Here is a 16,479-nt window from a genome sequence, read left to right on the forward strand (position 1 = left end):
ACTGTTTTTAACAAGACGACATCCCTTTAGGTAGCAATTTACAATGATTCAACAAGTTATCGGCATCGATTCATGGGAAGACATGCACTCACTTGCAATTAAACAGTTTCAAATACCCTTATTTGTTAATCGATTTTCGCTACTGCTATCTAACTTAAACAAAGAATCAATACTGCCTAGCCTTAATCAAAATCCTGAAAAGACATCTCGAATAAAAAGTGCTTTAAATGATATATTTTCAGACATTTACTTATCACATGATACGTTAGTTACCTCTGACTTTTTGATTGATTTATCCCGAGTAACGGTACGTAATGACCAACATGTCGTCGTTCTTCTCGATCAAAATGAGTTAACAAGCAAAGAGCTAGAGTTAATAATTACGCATAGCTTTTCATTATTTATTCAGATTACCGTTATCATTGTTAATTCAGATAATTCTTACATTCGAAATATTTTATTTCCTTTTATTTCATCTCCAACATATTATGTTGGCAATATTACCCACCTTCAAGATGATATATACTCAAAGATGATCAGTTACCGTGCAGGCAATATCTCTCTTGGTAATAAAGTGTTCAAATTAAATCAATCTAACTCTGATTACATACAAAATGAATTCTTACCTACATTTATTGAAGAGTCCGCAGCGTCTTCTTCATTTGTCGCAGCACATAATTTTCATTCTTTCTCTTTTTCACAAAATGTTGCTGACGAGCTTGATCGCTCACAGGAAGCCGTTGTTGTCTTTAATTGTCGAGGATTCCATGATATCTCCCGCGTCTCTAAACACGTTTTTTCTTTCAAACAAAAATATGGCCGTAACCTTAAAATCATTGTAAAAGAGTCTGTCCCTTGTATTCGGTATAACGACTTCCACATGTTATTAAGTGCAGGAGCGCAAGCGATTGTAGAACACGATCGAACTGACTCTATCCTGTTCGACCAAATTCGTTTAGCTTCACATACCACCATGGATGAAGGTTCCCTATCATTTGATTCGCTATCGAAATACTTCCAAAGTCCACTTTCAATGTCAGGAATTCAATCCTTCGACACTTTTAGCCGCACCACATTAGACGTCGTTGAAGCGATCAAAGACTCTCAACTAGAATTTGCATTGGTTGAATTGATACCGTTCTCTTCGGTCTTAATGGATGAAGTGATAAGTTACTGCCAATTAAAACGTAAAGGGGATATCGCGGCGACGCATGATGGTAAATTCTTCATCTTCTTTAGTTCGCTTAGACTTTACGAAGTTTCTCAGGCATTGACCAACGTGTTTAGCCTGTCCATCAATGATCTTTTTATTGAAATCAATACGTTTGTAGAACCAGATAAAATCACACATAAATTAGCGCCACTCAGCACAACAAGTTCAAGCCGGTCATCAAATGATTCCCCCACACCTGAACCTTTGTCTGAGCCTAAAACAAAAACAGCAAAGAAGGTGACTTGGGATAGTCTATGAACATTAATGATTTTTTTATTGTCGCTCTATTCTTTACCTGCTTTGGGGTGGCGATTAGTTTCCTTGTGCCAACATTATTTAAGTTATTCCACGCGTTGTTTAACTTTCTTTTTAAACGTCCTAGATACCTAAAAAAAACTAAGTTCTGATTATGAAAAATTCTCGCCTTCACACCTGGTACCTTGGCTGGTGGACCATCTACTTTTCCATAAAAGTAATGCTATTCTGGGATGACACTCTTGGCTTCGACCCAACCTACAATTTTGCTTTTTTAGCCTTTGTCATGATCCCGATAGGGAATAAATGGTTAAACCGAATGCGTCATTTCTTCGCAGCTATTATAGCCTTGCTGCTGTTACACCATGACTCATTCCTGCCACCAATAGAGCGCCTTACAAGTCAATGGGCGCTGGTTAGTCAATTTGATCGTAGTTACTTACTTGCATTGGCCACCGACTTTATATCATTCGACTTTGTTCTTCTTCTCGCGCTTAGCATTGTAGGTTACCTTTACCTCAACCAAGTTTTCCGGTTATCTACGTTTGTTGTCGTCGCAATGATCGTGTCATCAATGCCCTCTTACTTTTGGCAAACCTCGTCAGCACCAAGCGCTGCCGTAAATGACATGCAAACCCCTTCAACACAAGTAACCAAGCCTACCCAGATGAACGATATCAACGCTGAGGTCGACACGTCTTCTGAAGGCTTAAATCGCTACGTATCTAACTTTTTTGACCAACAACAAAATCTAACATCAACACTGTCTACGATTGAAAATTACAAACCAAACTACGATATCTTGTTTATTAATATCTGCTCTTTGGCATGGGATGACTTAGAGTACAGCGGCAATAAAGACCACCCCTTATTTGACCAACTCGATATTGTCTTTAAAAACTTTAATTCTGCAACATCCTACAGTGGCCCAGCGGTTTTGCGCGTGTTGCGTGCGAATTGTGGACAACAAGATCATGCTAAGCTTTTTGACAGCACTCTCACGAAACAATGCTCATTGTTCGACCAACTTCATCGCTTAGGTTTTGAAAAAGAAATATTGATGAATCACGACGGTAAGTTTGATGGTTTCAACAAGCATATTGCCAGCAATATAGGTCCGTTTACTGCTGCAGTAGATATTGATGCATTACAGCCCTCTCAGTACGCCTTTGACGGTACTAAGATATATCGGGATAAAGAGGTTTTGAAAACATGGAGTGAAATCGAGCACACTAAACCTACGGTCAGCCTCTACAACACAATTAGCATCCACGATGGGAATCGTGTTGTTGGCCAGTCGGGCTCTCGCTTAGTGACCTATAAAAGGCAGCAATCAATACTGCTTGACGATTTATTGCAGTTTTTCAACAATCTTGACGCGAGTGGTCGAAACATTATGGTGGTCATTCTGCCAGAGCATGGTGCCGCTGTTCGTGGGGATCGAATGCAAATATCAGGAATGCGCGAAATTCCGACCAAAGCTATTACCTCCATTCCGGTTGGAGTTAAGTTCTTTGGTAACGCCGCATTCGATAATAAAAAACAAGTGGAAGTAACTGCGCCTGTTAGCTTTTTAGCGCTTTCCGATTTTATTGCTAATGTTGCCTCTAGTGGTGTATACGACGGGGATACGACAACATTGACATCACTTGTTTCTGGTTTGCCTGAGACCCCTGTAGTATCACAAAACTCGGGTACCACCATGCTAGAAATCAACGGACAGCAATTTTATAGTTTTGACGCTAAATCGTGGACTCAGTACAAACAGTAATGCTCAAACCACACTGCATAAGAAAAACCCCAATAGCCAACGAGTTGACTATTGGGGTTTTTCTTGTGTATTAATTAAACTTACCCTTTGGTAACCAACTTAGCCTTTAATTCTTCAATAACATACGCTGGTGCGATTTTTCCGAGCTCATCTAAGCATTGACTTGCATTGTCATTACCATAACGCACATAAATATCACAGACGGCGTATAATTGCTCTGGCGCACCGGAAATCAGGTAAGCTTTTTCAAATGACTGAGTCGATTTATCGACATCAAGTGGCTCTTGCAAAACACCGTTTAAATACCAGTAATAACTGTTGTCCTTGGCAAGCTTTGCAGCTTTTTCTATTTCGCTTGCGGCCTTTTCTTTTTGCTCCATGCGAACCAATGTCAATGATTTTGAGTAATGCAGAGACGCCGTATCTGGATTAACATCTATCGCGGTATCTAAGGTTTCAATCGCAAGTTGATCTTGATTTTGTGCACGGTAGTTATCGGCGATATTAAGCCATATCTGTGGATTATCTGAATGTTTGATAAGCAGTGTTTGATACTTCTTATCGGCCATTGACCATTCATTGTTCCAACGAAGGACATCAGCAAGCAGAAGCTGAGAGGCAAAATCACTTTTGTCATCCAAGTAATCTTTTAACTCCGCGATTGGCAGTTCAAGTTGCTTTTGTTGTTCCGGCGTTACGTTATCATAATCTCGAACCAAACTGGCGGCAGCCGTTGTTCGAACCGATTCGTGTTCATCATTCAATAACGGCGCAACCATACGCCAGCGATGTTCAAGCGGATAGGGTTCTGCGCCAACAATAGCTGCTTCTCGTACGACAAACTCAGAGTCTTTTAGCCCTCTAGCAACGGCAACAAGTGCATTCTGACTAGGATAATTCGCTAACTCCCTCAAGGCATTGGCACGTACCTCTGGTGACTCATTGATGTTTTGTGCGGTATAAGACAATTGACTAAGCTGTTGTTCGATACTCGTCGTTGCTGGCGCATTGTTTGAGTCCGCTGAGCCCATTTCCTCTGCAAAGCCAAGCGCAGGAAAAAAAGCGGTTGAAGCGATGGTCGCCGACAAAATGGCGACAGAGGCCACTGAACGAGCGGTATTAGATAGCGATTTATTCATCATTTTCAATCCTAAAGCTTAGTACTGTATGAAATAACTGGGTTGCTATGGGTACGAGCTGACAAGGCGTCTAACCGTTGTTTCTTCAGCGCTTCATCGTTGAACTTACCATGCACAACCGGGTGCCCTGCCGCGCGCAAAATGTAGGCCAACGCTTTATCGGCATGAGCAAAGAATTTATGCCAACCAGCACATAAATAATTTAAGCCCGGCTCGCCAGATTTTGTTCGGATAAATCGATTTTTGGGGCATTCCCCATGACAAGCAAACTTATAGTCACAGGTTTGGCACTGACTGGTTAATGTTCGTGACTTCGCGAACCCAAATTTTTGCTGGGTCGGGCTGTAAGCCATGTCATCCAACTTCTGATGATGAATATTGCCAACTTTATATTCTGGATACACATAATGGTCACATGCATAGACGTCGCCATTTGGTTCCATCGCTAACCCCTTGCCGCACAATTCATTCAGTGTGCACAATGGGTTAGGACGTCCTGTCCACGTTTCGACGCTTGCTTCAAAATATTGAACAAACACCTTACCAATATCGTGTTGAATCCATTCATTAAACACTGCAATAAGAAAATTGCCCCACGCGTGATCAGAGACACACCAAGGCTCTACAACTGAATCTTTGTGTCCTGGGATCAGTCGCTTATCCCCTTGCTTTAATTGGTCGTTAGCATCCCAAGTCTGTGGTGCGGTAGTACGGAATGTTTTTTGTTCAACAATTGGAATAAACTGCATTTGCGGCGATTTAACGACATCTCGCAAGAAGCGGTATACCTCAAGAGGGTTCTGACTGGTTAAGTTATTTACACAGGTTAATGTTGCAAACTTCACGTTATGTTTGTGAAGTAACTCAACGGCGTTCATAACCTGTCGGAATGTACCGCGTCCAGCTCGATTGGTGCGATAAGTATTATGCAGCAGTTCTGGCCCATCTATACTCAGACCAACCAAAAACTGATGCTTCGCTAAAAATTCACACCAGTCATCGTTCAGTAGTGTGCCATTCGTTTGTAAGTCGTTAGAAATAATGATGCCTTGCGGTTGATACTTTGCCTGTAATCCAACAATTTTTTCAAAATAATCTAACCCCAACATGGTCGGCTCACCGCCTTGCCACGAGAATATAATTTCAGGTGTATTTTGACCTTCGATGTACTGGCGAATGTACGTTTCTAACGTCTCATCGTCCATCCTCGGAGAGCATCCTTTTTTGTATTCCAGCAAGTCCTGTTTGCTTAAGTAATAACAGTAAGTACAGTCGATATTACATGCTGCGCCAATTGGCTTAGCCATTGCATGTAAACGCTTCGATGCTTTGCCGTTAAACTGAGGGCCTTGACTGATATGCATACTAAAAACACCTGAAATTAATGAGTAGTCACCATCATAATTCTGAGCACTTCCATTTGCTCGTTATACCCTTTATAACCAAATGGAATGACCAAACCCGATACTCTGTGTGTCCACAAAGACTGGAGAACATTCTGTGATGGCGGCTTCAAATAAAACACAGCAACATCAAGTTACATTGGGTCAATTACCTTTAGGTCAGCATGAGCAATGTCAATCAAGATTCAATCCACTGAAACGGACAAAATCGACGTTAAGCAAGTACTGCGCACTGACCTTAACGCTTGTGTTAGCAGGGTGCGGGACACAAACAGCGCATCCTATCGCACAGCAAATTAACGATGACCTCGTTTTAGTCGAAGGCGGCGCGTTTGCCATGGGTTCAGACCAAGAAAGCGCATCAAAAGCAGAGCAACCATCAAGAACGGTTTCCGTCAATAGCTTCTACATTTCAAAATTTGAAGTGACTCAAGCATTGTTCGAATCCGTCATGGGTTCATCAATGAGCTATTTTGCAGGCGATCAAATCCCCGTCAACAATCTCAGTTGGCAACAAGCCAATTATTTTATCCAACGCTTAAACGAACTGACTGGCGAAGAATATCGGCTGCCTACTGAAGCGGAATGGGAGTTTGCAGCCAGTGGTGGCAATCTAAGTCAAGGTTACCTTTATAGCGGCTCAAACAATATTGAAGACGTCGCGTGGTACGCGGGGAACTCAAAAAATCAAGCCCACCCTGTTGGGTTAAAAGCGCCTAATGAACTTGGGTTATACGACATGACTGGCAACGTGGGTGAATTTGTCATGGATGCGTTTGATGATACGTTTTATCGTTACGGCCCAACAGATAACCCCAACAATGCACAGGATACAGATATAAAACTCGCCCATAAATCTCTACGCGGCGGCAGCTTTTCCTATCCAGAAAAGGATTCTGAGAACTTTAAACGCGATTTCGCAAGTCAATCGATCATCATGTCAGACATTGGATTACGTCTTGCAAAAGATAGCGATTAAAACGGTAATAAGGTGCCCATCTCGAGCATGAGCACCTTATTTATTGGAACAATAACAGTCATCCAAGGCAACAAAGGTTGTGTATTCACTATTTAATCGTTCATTACGTGCATTTTCCTGTGAGTGACTAGCGTTCGTGACTGATCACCTTACTTCATGCTTCATGCTTCATGCTTCATGCTTCATGCTTCATGCTTTAAGTTATTGTTTTTAAGGTACATTAACTGTCTCTATTTTTTCTCATTTTTGCTGCTTTTCTAAATTTGTTACGTAGCCACCTGTGCCCACTTTCGTTGGTTCGGCTAGGGTGCCAAATCATACAAAGCCCGACGTCCGGTAACTCAAACGGTAAAGGTATGCCCTTAACGTTGTATTTTGACGAAAACTCCTCAATCGTTGCTTCTGGAAGAATACCAATATATTCAGTTTCTTGAATGACTGGTAACATTTCTACTGCACCGGCCGCGCGATACACAACTCGCCTATTATGAAGCTCCTCAAGGTCATTCACTTCGAGCAAACTGCGTCGAGTATGCCAACGTGATACAACAACATGTTCTTCATTTAAAAACTCTTGGATATCAATAGTATCCCCAATCCGTGGATGGTCTTGACTGCACACGACTTGTAAATACTCATTATAAAGACGCTCATATTTTAGTGACGTCCTGCCTTTAGGAGTCATATCGATGATGAGATCGTACCGCTGTAAACGTAGGTCGGATTCATAATCTTCCGTAAACAGTAAGTGGACCTCTAAAAAGATATCTGGAGCTACCGCACTAATAAGCTTCATGACATTGGGTATAAGGTTAAAGCTTGCCGGAGACACACTAGCAATTGAAAAAATGCGTTTCGATTTCTTCGGATTAAACCCTCTTGATGCAGACAGGGTCGACGTGTAGTTCTTCAGTGCCGCCGCCAATGCCGGATAAATATCGCTGGCAAACGGCGTCGGGTCCACACCAGAAGCGGTTCGGTGGAACAAAGGATCGTCGTAAATATCACGCAGTTTTGCTAAAGCTTTGCTTACTGCTGGTTGGCTAATATCCATTCTATTAGCGGCTTTAGTGAGATTGCTTTCTTCATAAATTGCGACAAAAATAGGAATAAGATTCAGTTCTGTATTTTTCATAGCCATCCATAACCACGCCACTCTATTGCAATGTGGTGGTTGTCAAATTTAGTATCTTGTTCAGTTTCGTTTGTCTTCCGATAGACCAACTTTAGGGTCTTTTAACCGTGGCTTATTCGGAAATGACAATGCTGGTGGAATAAGCCAAGCCATGAAGGCACCAAACGTAGATGTCCTTGGCTCATTATGTTTACTTGTTTGATTTGCGTTGATCTTTCGCCAAACTCGGAAATATAAGCGTTTATTTTCACTGCCATTTTGCCATTTTCGGGACCGTTCCAGCCACTCTTTTTCTTTAGATACGAGTGATAACTCAACCTTTCCTTGTTTTTTTCGCAGACGTCGGTACGTCAACAGGCGCACTCTTGCAAAACGGCTCATTTTCAACGCCAAAAGCATAGACACAACCTCTGGCAAACCATTCTTACGAACACGTTGGTAAATAAACACGCTGGATATAATGATTACCATCAAGGCTATCATTAGGCGAATGATAGTCTGTTGATAGCTGCTCATAAACGATGCAAAGGTGTGGTCAACATGAATGACCTTCCCTTCGAGCATCACTGTTTCTAACACTTCCTTGTCCGTGTTCCACCATTTGATTTCAATAGGAGGTAAAATGACCTCACCACCATTTTGCAACACATAGGTCGATTGTTCTATACGCTCAGCCGCGTAATCGCCTCGCTCGTGCGTGTCGGTTAACACCGGTGGTTTCGAATAAGTCTGATAGCGCTCACTGGCGACATTATGAATAAGATTAGGCATGAGGATAGACAAGGTATCACTCGCATTTAACGTCACAGTTCGTGTGATCGTATCGCCAGCTTTAAGCTCGGTATTCGATAATTCCCAGTGTTGTTCAAGTGTCATATCAGACGCTGACAACCATGCCTGTTGTGATGACAGGTGACCACTTGGCATATGGACATCAAACGACATCGGTTTAGTATAAAAGGTAATCGGTACACTGCCTTTATTCTCTGTTGATACCTGCACCTTCACCGCTATTGGTGGTATTACTAGCTTTCCAGAGGCTTGTGGGTACAAGGTCACTTCCCAACGTTGTGTTGACCATGTCTGACCATTTCTTCGCTCAGTACCATTAATACCCATTGGATTGCGTTGCATGGCAATCAAATTGGGGACCTCTATGCTGCCAATTCGGGTACCACCGCTAAACCAACGAGGTGTGGCCACTTCTATTGACAATACCACTTGTTCATTGGTTGTGAAGGTAGGGTCTTTTTCCTCTCTATCAGAACCTAGCCATACTGACATTTCAACAACAGGATTCGTCGTGCCTGTATTATTACTTTTAGTGACTGAAACGCTCGCGAATGCAGAAGCATGAACCAAAGAATAAAAAACGATGACTAGCGATAATAGTAACGACTTAAGATTCATTTTTCGCTCCTATTGCTTGCTGATTTAGGTATTGAATCTGAAATTTAGCACGCAGAAATTGCTTAGGGTCTGCTTCGACACGTTTTAACCACTTGTCGGCCAAGGCTTCGCTTCCCAGGATCTCATTGGCGTTGAGTGTTTCCTTTTTCATCAACTCCTGATTCGTAATTTCTTCTGCGCCTTCCGCCGTTTGAGGGTTATCACCAAGCTCAATTGACTCTTCCATGCTTTCTGTTGTGTTGGTTTGGCTTTCACTTACTCGATTAATTTCACCAATGATGCCCTCAATCACCGATAAGTTTTGCTGAACCTCTGGCCTTAACCGATCCGACAACGAGTCAGATTCCAAAATGGCGCGCAACATGTTTCGCGCAGCGATGTATTCTCTCTGACGAGCAAGCGCAGAGGCGGCATAATAATAACCAAGGTCACTGTCCATTTTGAGAAACTCACTATGGGCCAATGGGTACTCCATCGCGTAATAATAAGCTACGCCCTTATACTTGGGGTCAGTGTAATGCTGTGCTGCCTCTAAGTACCTTTGCTCATCGAACAACCTTTGTCCTTGTTGATCGGGTGTAAACCACAAGTCCATCCACCATCGATACGCGGAATCCCCTAGCGTTTTCTTCGGTAACATCGTGTCCATTTGTTCTGTATTACCTTGAGAATTGGCTTCGAGCTGCGCACTTTGTTGACCATTCAGAGCCCTCTCATCATCCGCCCATGCACTAGTCGGCATCATTGCAGGTAATGCAAACGTCATGACCAAACACCATTGCACTAACCAACCTTTTCTAAACCAAAGTAACAACATCAATGCAATGGGAACCAATAATCCATAGCCCATATCTTTCCACGGCATCGCTGACTCACCATTCATCTCCATGTGAGTGTCGATATAACGTGTTAAAGCCTTGATATCTTGGTCATCAATGGTGGCTTCAAGGACTTGTCCGTTCGCACTGCTTGCCAGTTGTTGCAATGAATTGAGGTCCAAAGGGCTTTGAGTGACAACGTCACGATTCCCCATCGCTAAGATTAGAAGTTGTGTCGGAGATTGAGAAAATGCATGTTCAAAGGCACTGACGGCACTTGGGGTTGCGCCATCAGAGATCAGCAACACTGAGCTCCCTGGTTGACCATCCAGTTGTTGCTGAATCAATGGCAGAGTTTGCTCTGCCGATTTTCCCGCTACAGGCATGATTTCAGGACTGATCGCAGACAGAAATGGGGCAAACACTCGATTATCCTGAGTGGTAGGCATCGCTATATGAGCCGAACCTGCGTAAACAATAAGTCCGGTTCGACCACCGTGTCGAGCGTCCAATAAATCTTGAATTTTCTGTTTCGCTCGCTCAAGCCGATTAGGTGCAATGTCCTGTTGCAGCATACTTTCGCTAACGTCCAACACAATAACAAGTGATGCTTTGTCCTCACCAAAAGGCGACGCTTCACGTTGCCATGTTGGCCCCGATGCCACGACAATCAATAAACTGACTCCAAGTATCAACATTTTCAAAGGCAGTTGGTTTTTCCACCCTTGTGATTGAATGGTGAGCGCTTTCTCCAGATGAGCCGGCAAAAAGCTATTGGCGCTCGATGAGGATTCCCATTTCCAGCGTAAGTAAAACACCACGAACATAGGGACAAACGCGATTAGCCATATCGGTCGAATAAAATGAAACTGGGCGATGAATTGTTCAAACCAATGAATATCAATCATGATTCTTCTCCGACTGATCATTCGTACTATCAGCGACAGGCGTACTCGCTCCTGCAGATGTACTCATTCCTGTTAGTGCATCTTCTACCCGAGTATTAGCTCCTACTGCTGCATTAGCTCCTATTACTGCATTAGGTGTAACGCGCGATGTTGCCTTTTTCGTCAAGACACGAAGAACGCTAGCAATAACGAATGCCAACAAAACAATAATAATAACCAGTGACACCAAATAATGATGAAGGCTCTGCTTAGGACGATAAGTCGTACTTTCGTACAGCGTGGGTTCAAGATCAGAGATGACTTGATATGCCCGCAGTAAAGCATCACGATCGAGCGCCTCAAACGATTCCCCCCCCGTTTCGCCTGCGACTCGATTGATAGTGTCCATATCCAGCGCTTGTTCTCCCACCGTTTGTGGATTACCCATTGCTATCATGTGAATGCGGACACCTTTGACGGCGGCAACCTTAGCCGCGTCTATCGGAGCAACAAAACTACCGGTATCATTGCCATCAGTCAGCACGATGACCACTTTCTCTCTAGCATTATGCTCTGCCGCGTTAGATCCGGGGGCTTGAATCTCAAACATTTTGATCGCTAAACCAATAGCATCACCAAGTAATGTACTCGGGCCAGCCATCGCCACCTCAGTTTCTGATAGCAATGCTTTCCAAACTGTATGGTCAGCAGTAAAAGGGGCCTGAACAAATGCGGCGTCACCAAACAAGATCATGCCTAACCGATCGCTTTCTCGTTGATCAACAAACTCATTAAGCACTTGTTTGGCCGCATCAAGGCGATTGACACTCTTGCCACTTGAAGAAACAAAGTCTTTCTCTGCCATTGAGCCAGAAAGGTCAAGTACGACCATAATATCTCGTCCATAGCGTTCGCGTGTTTGTGGTTCACCCAACACCATCGGTTTCGTCAGTGCCAAAATCACTAAAAGCCAAGCGCTGATTAACACAAAGCGCTGCCACCAGCGTGCTTTTAATTGATGTGCACCATCACTAGGCGGCTCACCAATAGCTTCAACTAACACGCTAAAAAACGGGACTTTTGTGGCTTGCTTCTTTGTACGGTACGCAGGAATTAATTTATAAATAAGCCATGGCAATGGCAGAGCCAGCAACCACATCGGGTGAACAAACTCCAAACTACTGAGCTGCATATTACCGACTTCGATGTTAAGCAATCCAAAACTAGCTAACGACATGATCACCTCCGGACTGATGATGCTTAATCCATAAGGTTAACTCTGTTACCAATGCTTGTTTCTGTTCGAGAGATAATTCAAAATTTGGGGTGACTAAGCTATCCATCCAAGCCACACCGAGTTCGGTCGACAGTGGCCTCGTCTTAGATGAGCCAAAGTCGTCTAAAGCGCATAAGAACTGCTGCCCAAAAGCGTTTGCCAATCTTGAATCTAAGTAGCGCAACACCGTTTTCGTCACTAAAAAGAGGTGGTATTCTGCGAGAGAACTGCTCAAGTTAATACGAACCAACTCATGAATGGCTTCGTTTCGATAACGATTGTTCCACCAGTGCTTTATCCAGCGATACCCCGCCCACATTAGAAGCGCAAACAGTACGGCGGCGACTATTTTCCATCCTACGGTTTGAGGTACCCAGCTCACGGGCACTGGTACATCGATATCAATAAGTTCACGTAAAATGTACGTACTGGGTGGCCGATGCTCAGTCATCAACTACCCCCTATCATTTTCTTAAACTGCGCCAAATGTGTGCCTGACGTATCGACTTCCACAAGAGGAATACGATTCCGGCGCATCAGTTTCGAGAGCTGCTCACGTTTAGATTCTATATTGAGAGTGAGCTGACGGTTCACAGAAACCAACATCGACTCATTTTGAATACTGAGTTGCTGCTGCCCATTTCCCATGACCCAACCATGTTCAGACATGCCGCTGGGAAGTTGTTGCTCTAAATGGTCTGAAACCATGATCGCGAGCACATCGTTGTGCTGCTGCATTCGGGTCAAGTGAGACAGATTTTGCTCGCTAGCATCACTCCAATCACTGATAATAATAAGCGTGGTAGACCTCAACTTTAAGCGAAGCAATAATTGAACGATATCGTCAAAACTGGTGCCATTTTGATCCACAGTCGACACATTCAGTTCTTGGTTTGCTTTCGCCAGCTTTTTCAGTTGAGCAAGAACATCATTTTGTGAACGCTTCGATTTGCTCCAACTCAACGCACGATGATCGGCAATCAAAAAACCTACCCGATCGCTGTCTTTGAGCACGCGCCATGCGCATAACGCGGCGATTTCCGCTGCAACGACCGACTTCATCACTTCAACCGACGAAAAAAACATGGCACTACGTTGATCGACAACGATCATGACGTCGCGGTCTTTCTCCTCCGTGTACGTACGCACATGAGGTTTACCGGTTCGCATGGTCACTTTCCAGTCCAAATTCCGAATATCATCACCCAGTTGGTAATGGCGCAACTCTTCGAAATTCAACCCTCGTCCCCGAAAAAGGGAATGATGCCGTCCCGATAAGGCACTGCCCGCTTTCAGGTTTGGCAACAAGTGGAAGGATTGAGATTGTGATTGCAAGCGCACGAGTTGTGCATAATCACAATGGATTCTTGCGTCGATGCTCTGCGGTACTGGCGGGGTTGGTGGGATCATCATATTGAACGCCCCTTTTAGCCAATTTCGACAGAATCAAGCAACGTGTCCACAACCGTTTGGTGGGTAATTCCATCGGCTAACGCATCATAAGACAAGCTAAAGCGGTGCCCTAAAACCATAGAGGCCATTGCTCTGACGTCATCAGGAAGAACATAATCCCGCCCTTCTAGCCACGCATTGGCTCGTGCGCATTTGTCGAGCGCGATTGATGCTCTTGGGCTGGCGCCAACCGCAATCCAATCAGCCAATTTAGTGTCTGCGTATCGCTCTGGTTTTCTCGTCGCCATCACCAGCGCGACAATGTATCGCTCCACAAGTTCGGAGACAACAATACTTGGAAGCTCGCGACGGGCTTGAAGGATAACGGCCGGGTCAATGGTCAATGCTTGTCCATCATCAAGATCTGGCTTGCAGGTTTGTTCTTCTTCAGCCCTGACGAGTCGAATAATCGCTAACTCAGCATCGTCTTCTGGGTAGTCCACATCCACTTTCATGATGAAACGGTCCATTTGTGCTTCTGGTAATGGATACGTTCCCTCTTGTTCCACTGGGTTTTGGGTCGCAAGGACCATAAATAGCTCAGGTAGAACGTGAGTTTGTTCACCCACCGTGACCGTTGACTCCGCCATGGCCTCTAGCAACGCTGCCTGAACCTTAGCCGGCGCGCGGTTAATTTCATCCGCTAACACGATGTTATTGAAAATGGGGCCACGCTGAAATGTGAGTTGAGGCTTGCCTTCAAATTCTTGATAAATTTCGGTACCCGTCACATCTGAAGGTAATAAATCTGGCGTAAATTGAATACGACCAAAATCTGCATTTAGCGTATTCGCTAACGCTTTTACCGAACGTGTTTTTGCTGTCCCCGGCAATCCTTCTAATAATATGTGTCCATTCGTTAGCAGCCCCAGCACTAAAGCCTTCACAACGTGGTGTTGACCCACGACATCTTGCTCAATACGGGTGATAAGTTCGCCGATTTTCTGTTGTGCTGGATTCATGTGTTATCTCATCGAATTGGAGTGTTCTGATAATACCTAAGCGGCTCATAACCTTTGGTTATAGTCACTATAAACTGACGCTTGCAAATATTAAGATTAGTTTAGTCGCCAACAGGACGTTCCACACAAATAACGTCTTAATTTCCAATCACAAAAAAACAATTGGAGTCCCTATGACGACCCGTATTAATAAAGCAGCTATTGGCGTCGGTTTACTCGCCGCTTCTGGCGCAGCAGTTGCCGCAGAGCAACCAAATATTCTTGCTATCTGGGGTGACGATATTGGTATCTACAATATCAGCGCTTATAACAATGGCATGATGGGCTATCAAACACCGAACATTGACCGTATCGCAAACGAAGGTGCTTTGTTCACTGACCACTATGGTCAACAATCTTGTACTGCAGGTCGTGCTGCATTTTTGACGGGTCAAGAACCTTTCCGTACTGGCCTATTGACGATCGGTATGCCTGGCTCTGACCACGGTATTCCTGATTGGGCGCCAACCATCGCGGACTTGCTAAAAGAGCAAGGCTACATGACAGCCCAGTTTGGTAAAAACCATATGGGTGACCAAGATAAACACTTGCCAACCAACCACGGTTTTGATCAATTTTTTGGCAACCTTTATCACCTGAACGCGGAAGAAGAGCCAGAGACATACTACTACCCGAAAGACCCAGAGTTCCGTAAGAACTTCGGCCCTCGCGGTGTAATCAAATCTACTGCCGATGGCAAGATTGAAGATACCGGACCAATGACGCGTAAGCGTATGGAAAATGCCGATGAGGAATTCCTAGAAGAGTCTTTAGCCTTTATGGAAAAAGCAGTGAAAGCTGACAAACCATTCTTCATTTGGCACAACACCACTCGTATGCACGTTTGGACGCGCTTACAAGAAAAATACCAAGGTAAATCTGGCATCAGTATCTACGCAGATGGCATGCTAGAGCACGATGACCACGTTGGTATCTTGCTTGATAAACTTGATGATCTAGGCATCGCTGACAACACCATCGTTATTTACTCTACTGATAACGGTGCTGAAACGGTTTCTTGGCCAGATGGCGGCGCAACGCCATTCCACGGTGAGAAAGGAACAACATTCGAAGGCGGTATGCGTGTACCTCAACTCGTTCGCTGGCCTGGTGTCATTGAACCAGGTTCTAAGATTAACGACATCATGGCTCACCAAGATTGGATTCCAACGCTTTTAGCCGCGGCAGGTGATGACAAAGTTGTTGAGAAGCTAGCGTCGGATAAAGGTGCTACGTACAACAACAAAAACTGGCGTGTACACTTAGATGGCTACAACTTCCTACCTTTCTTTGAAGGTAAAACGGAAGAAGGTCCTCGTGATTCAATGCTGTACTTCTCTGCTAATGCTGAATTGAACGCCGTACGTTGGAACGACTTCAAAATCTCATTCGCTGTCCTAGAAGGTAACATTGTTGATGCAGTTCGCTTCCAAACTAACTGGCCTCAAGTAGTACATCTACGTGCTGACCCATTTGAGAAAGCACCTCATGAATCAGGTATGTACCTACGCTGGATGGCTGACAACATGTGGTTGTTTGTACCAGTAGGCGGCAAAGTTCAAGATTTCATGGCAACGTTGCCAGGTTACCCAATGCAAAATAGCCAAGTGCTAAACCCGGGTAACTTCAACCAAAATACTTACATGCTGCAAGGCAAACTCCAACAATTGGAACAAGTTAGCCAACAAGTTCTTAAGTAAGTTAGTGTATTGATACACCTATGTCTGAGCCGCTAACCCT

At 44.1% G+C, this 16,479-nt stretch carries 13 protein-coding genes; 4 read left to right on the plus strand and 9 right to left on the minus strand.

Features of this window, described 5'->3' with window-relative positions:
* Window positions 1-43 precede the first annotated feature (43 nt).
* The gene (locus tag AB4405_RS13760; RefSeq protein WP_372061351.1) at window positions 44-1,471 is read left to right on the plus strand and encodes a BcsE family c-di-GMP-binding protein; all 1,428 of its coding nucleotides are present in this window, start codon (window positions 44-46) and stop codon (window positions 1,469-1,471) included.
* 151 nt (window positions 1,472-1,622) lie between these two features.
* Window positions 1,623-3,239 carry a cellulose biosynthesis protein BcsG gene (gene bcsG, locus AB4405_RS13765; protein WP_372061352.1) on the plus strand — a complete coding sequence of 539 codons (1,617 nt, stop codon included), beginning with the start codon at window positions 1,623-1,625 and terminating at the stop codon, window positions 3,237-3,239.
* An 80-nt stretch (window positions 3,240-3,319) separates the two neighbouring features.
* Here bcsG and AB4405_RS13770 read toward each other — a convergent pair whose 3' ends face one another.
* Together AB4405_RS13770 and AB4405_RS13775 are read right to left on the minus strand one after the other, a co-directional pair.
* Window positions 3,320-4,381, minus strand: coding sequence for a hypothetical protein (locus AB4405_RS13770; protein WP_372061354.1), 1,062 nt, complete (start codon window positions 4,379-4,381; stop codon window positions 3,320-3,322).
* Between the two features lie 8 nt (window positions 4,382-4,389).
* Window positions 4,390-5,742: an anaerobic sulfatase maturase gene (locus tag AB4405_RS13775; protein WP_372061355.1), complete on the minus strand. Its 1,353-nt coding sequence runs from the start codon at window positions 5,740-5,742 to the stop codon at window positions 4,390-4,392.
* Between the two features lie 232 nt (window positions 5,743-5,974).
* Between AB4405_RS13775 and AB4405_RS13780 the strand changes: the two genes are divergently transcribed.
* Entirely contained in the window at window positions 5,975-6,760 is a 786-nt protein-coding gene (locus AB4405_RS13780; RefSeq protein WP_372061383.1) for a formylglycine-generating enzyme family protein, read from the plus strand.
* Between the two features lie 220 nt (window positions 6,761-6,980).
* Here AB4405_RS13780 and AB4405_RS13785 read toward each other — a convergent pair whose 3' ends face one another.
* The 7 genes from AB4405_RS13785 to AB4405_RS13815 are packed head-to-tail and all read right to left on the minus strand — an operon-like array spanning window position 6,981 to window position 14,700.
* Window positions 6,981-7,895, minus strand: a complete 915-nt coding sequence (locus AB4405_RS13785; RefSeq protein ID WP_372061356.1) for a LysR family transcriptional regulator — start codon at window positions 7,893-7,895, stop codon at window positions 6,981-6,983.
* Window positions 7,896-7,955: 60 nt separating this feature from the next.
* A complete protein-coding gene (locus tag AB4405_RS13790; RefSeq protein ID WP_372061357.1) occupies window positions 7,956-9,305 on the minus strand; it encodes a BatD family protein in 1,350 nt (449 codons plus the stop codon).
* The gene (locus AB4405_RS13795; RefSeq protein WP_372061358.1) at window positions 9,295-11,031 is read right to left on the minus strand and encodes a VWA domain-containing protein; all 1,737 of its coding nucleotides are present in this window, start codon (window positions 11,029-11,031) and stop codon (window positions 9,295-9,297) included. The genes AB4405_RS13790 and AB4405_RS13795 overlap by 11 nt, the downstream gene beginning before the upstream one ends.
* Complete coding sequence (locus AB4405_RS13800) at window positions 11,024-12,247, minus strand: VWA domain-containing protein (RefSeq protein WP_372061359.1); 1,224 nt, start codon at window positions 12,245-12,247, stop codon at window positions 11,024-11,026. Before AB4405_RS13800 ends, AB4405_RS13795 begins: the two co-directional genes overlap by 8 nt.
* A complete protein-coding gene (locus tag AB4405_RS13805) occupies window positions 12,234-12,737 on the minus strand; it encodes a DUF4381 domain-containing protein (RefSeq protein WP_372061360.1) in 504 nt (167 codons plus the stop codon). The genes AB4405_RS13800 and AB4405_RS13805 overlap by 14 nt, the downstream gene beginning before the upstream one ends.
* Window positions 12,737-13,699 carry a DUF58 domain-containing protein gene (locus tag AB4405_RS13810; RefSeq protein WP_372061362.1) on the minus strand — a complete coding sequence of 321 codons (963 nt, stop codon included), beginning with the start codon at window positions 13,697-13,699 and terminating at the stop codon, window positions 12,737-12,739. The genes AB4405_RS13805 and AB4405_RS13810 overlap by 1 nt, the downstream gene beginning before the upstream one ends.
* A 14-nt stretch (window positions 13,700-13,713) precedes the next feature.
* On the minus strand, window positions 13,714-14,700 hold the full coding sequence (locus AB4405_RS13815; RefSeq protein WP_372061363.1) for an AAA family ATPase: 987 nt from the start codon (window positions 14,698-14,700) through the stop codon (window positions 13,714-13,716).
* Between the two features lie 173 nt (window positions 14,701-14,873).
* On the opposite strand from AB4405_RS13815, the gene AB4405_RS13820 reads away from it, so the two are divergent.
* Window positions 14,874-16,439, plus strand: coding sequence for an arylsulfatase (locus AB4405_RS13820; protein WP_102470178.1), 1,566 nt, complete (start codon window positions 14,874-14,876; stop codon window positions 16,437-16,439).
* Window positions 16,440-16,479 lie beyond the last annotated feature (40 nt).

It is taken from the genome of Vibrio sp. 10N.261.51.F12, assembly GCF_041471725.1.
GTDB lineage: Bacteria > Pseudomonadota > Gammaproteobacteria > Enterobacterales > Vibrionaceae > Vibrio.

What these genes read in the sequence shown, in the direction of transcription:
- AB4405_RS13760 (WP_372061351.1), top strand. Translation starts at nt 44, where the DNA reads ATGATTCAACAAGTTATCGGCATCGATTCATGGGAAGACATGCACTCA.
- bcsG (WP_372061352.1), top strand. Translation starts at nt 1,623, where the DNA reads ATGAAAAATTCTCGCCTTCACACCTGGTACCTTGGCTGGTGGACCATC.
- AB4405_RS13770 (WP_372061354.1), bottom strand. Translation starts at nt 4,381, where the DNA reads ATGATGAATAAATCGCTATCTAATACCGCTCGTTCAGTGGCCTCTGTC.
- AB4405_RS13775 (WP_372061355.1), bottom strand. Translation starts at nt 5,742, where the DNA reads ATGCATATCAGTCAAGGCCCTCAGTTTAACGGCAAAGCATCGAAGCGT.
- AB4405_RS13785 (WP_372061356.1), bottom strand. Translation starts at nt 7,895, where the DNA reads ATGAAAAATACAGAACTGAATCTTATTCCTATTTTTGTCGCAATTTAT.
- AB4405_RS13790 (WP_372061357.1), bottom strand. Translation starts at nt 9,305, where the DNA reads ATGAATCTTAAGTCGTTACTATTATCGCTAGTCATCGTTTTTTATTCT.
- AB4405_RS13795 (WP_372061358.1), bottom strand. Translation starts at nt 11,031, where the DNA reads ATGATTGATATTCATTGGTTTGAACAATTCATCGCCCAGTTTCATTTT.
- AB4405_RS13800 (WP_372061359.1), bottom strand. Translation starts at nt 12,247, where the DNA reads ATGTCGTTAGCTAGTTTTGGATTGCTTAACATCGAAGTCGGTAATATG.
- AB4405_RS13805 (WP_372061360.1), bottom strand. Translation starts at nt 12,737, where the DNA reads ATGACTGAGCATCGGCCACCCAGTACGTACATTTTACGTGAACTTATT.
- AB4405_RS13810 (WP_372061362.1), bottom strand. Translation starts at nt 13,699, where the DNA reads ATGATGATCCCACCAACCCCGCCAGTACCGCAGAGCATCGACGCAAGA.
- AB4405_RS13815 (WP_372061363.1), bottom strand. Translation starts at nt 14,700, where the DNA reads ATGAATCCAGCACAACAGAAAATCGGCGAACTTATCACCCGTATTGAG.
- AB4405_RS13820 (WP_102470178.1), top strand. Translation starts at nt 14,874, where the DNA reads ATGACGACCCGTATTAATAAAGCAGCTATTGGCGTCGGTTTACTCGCC.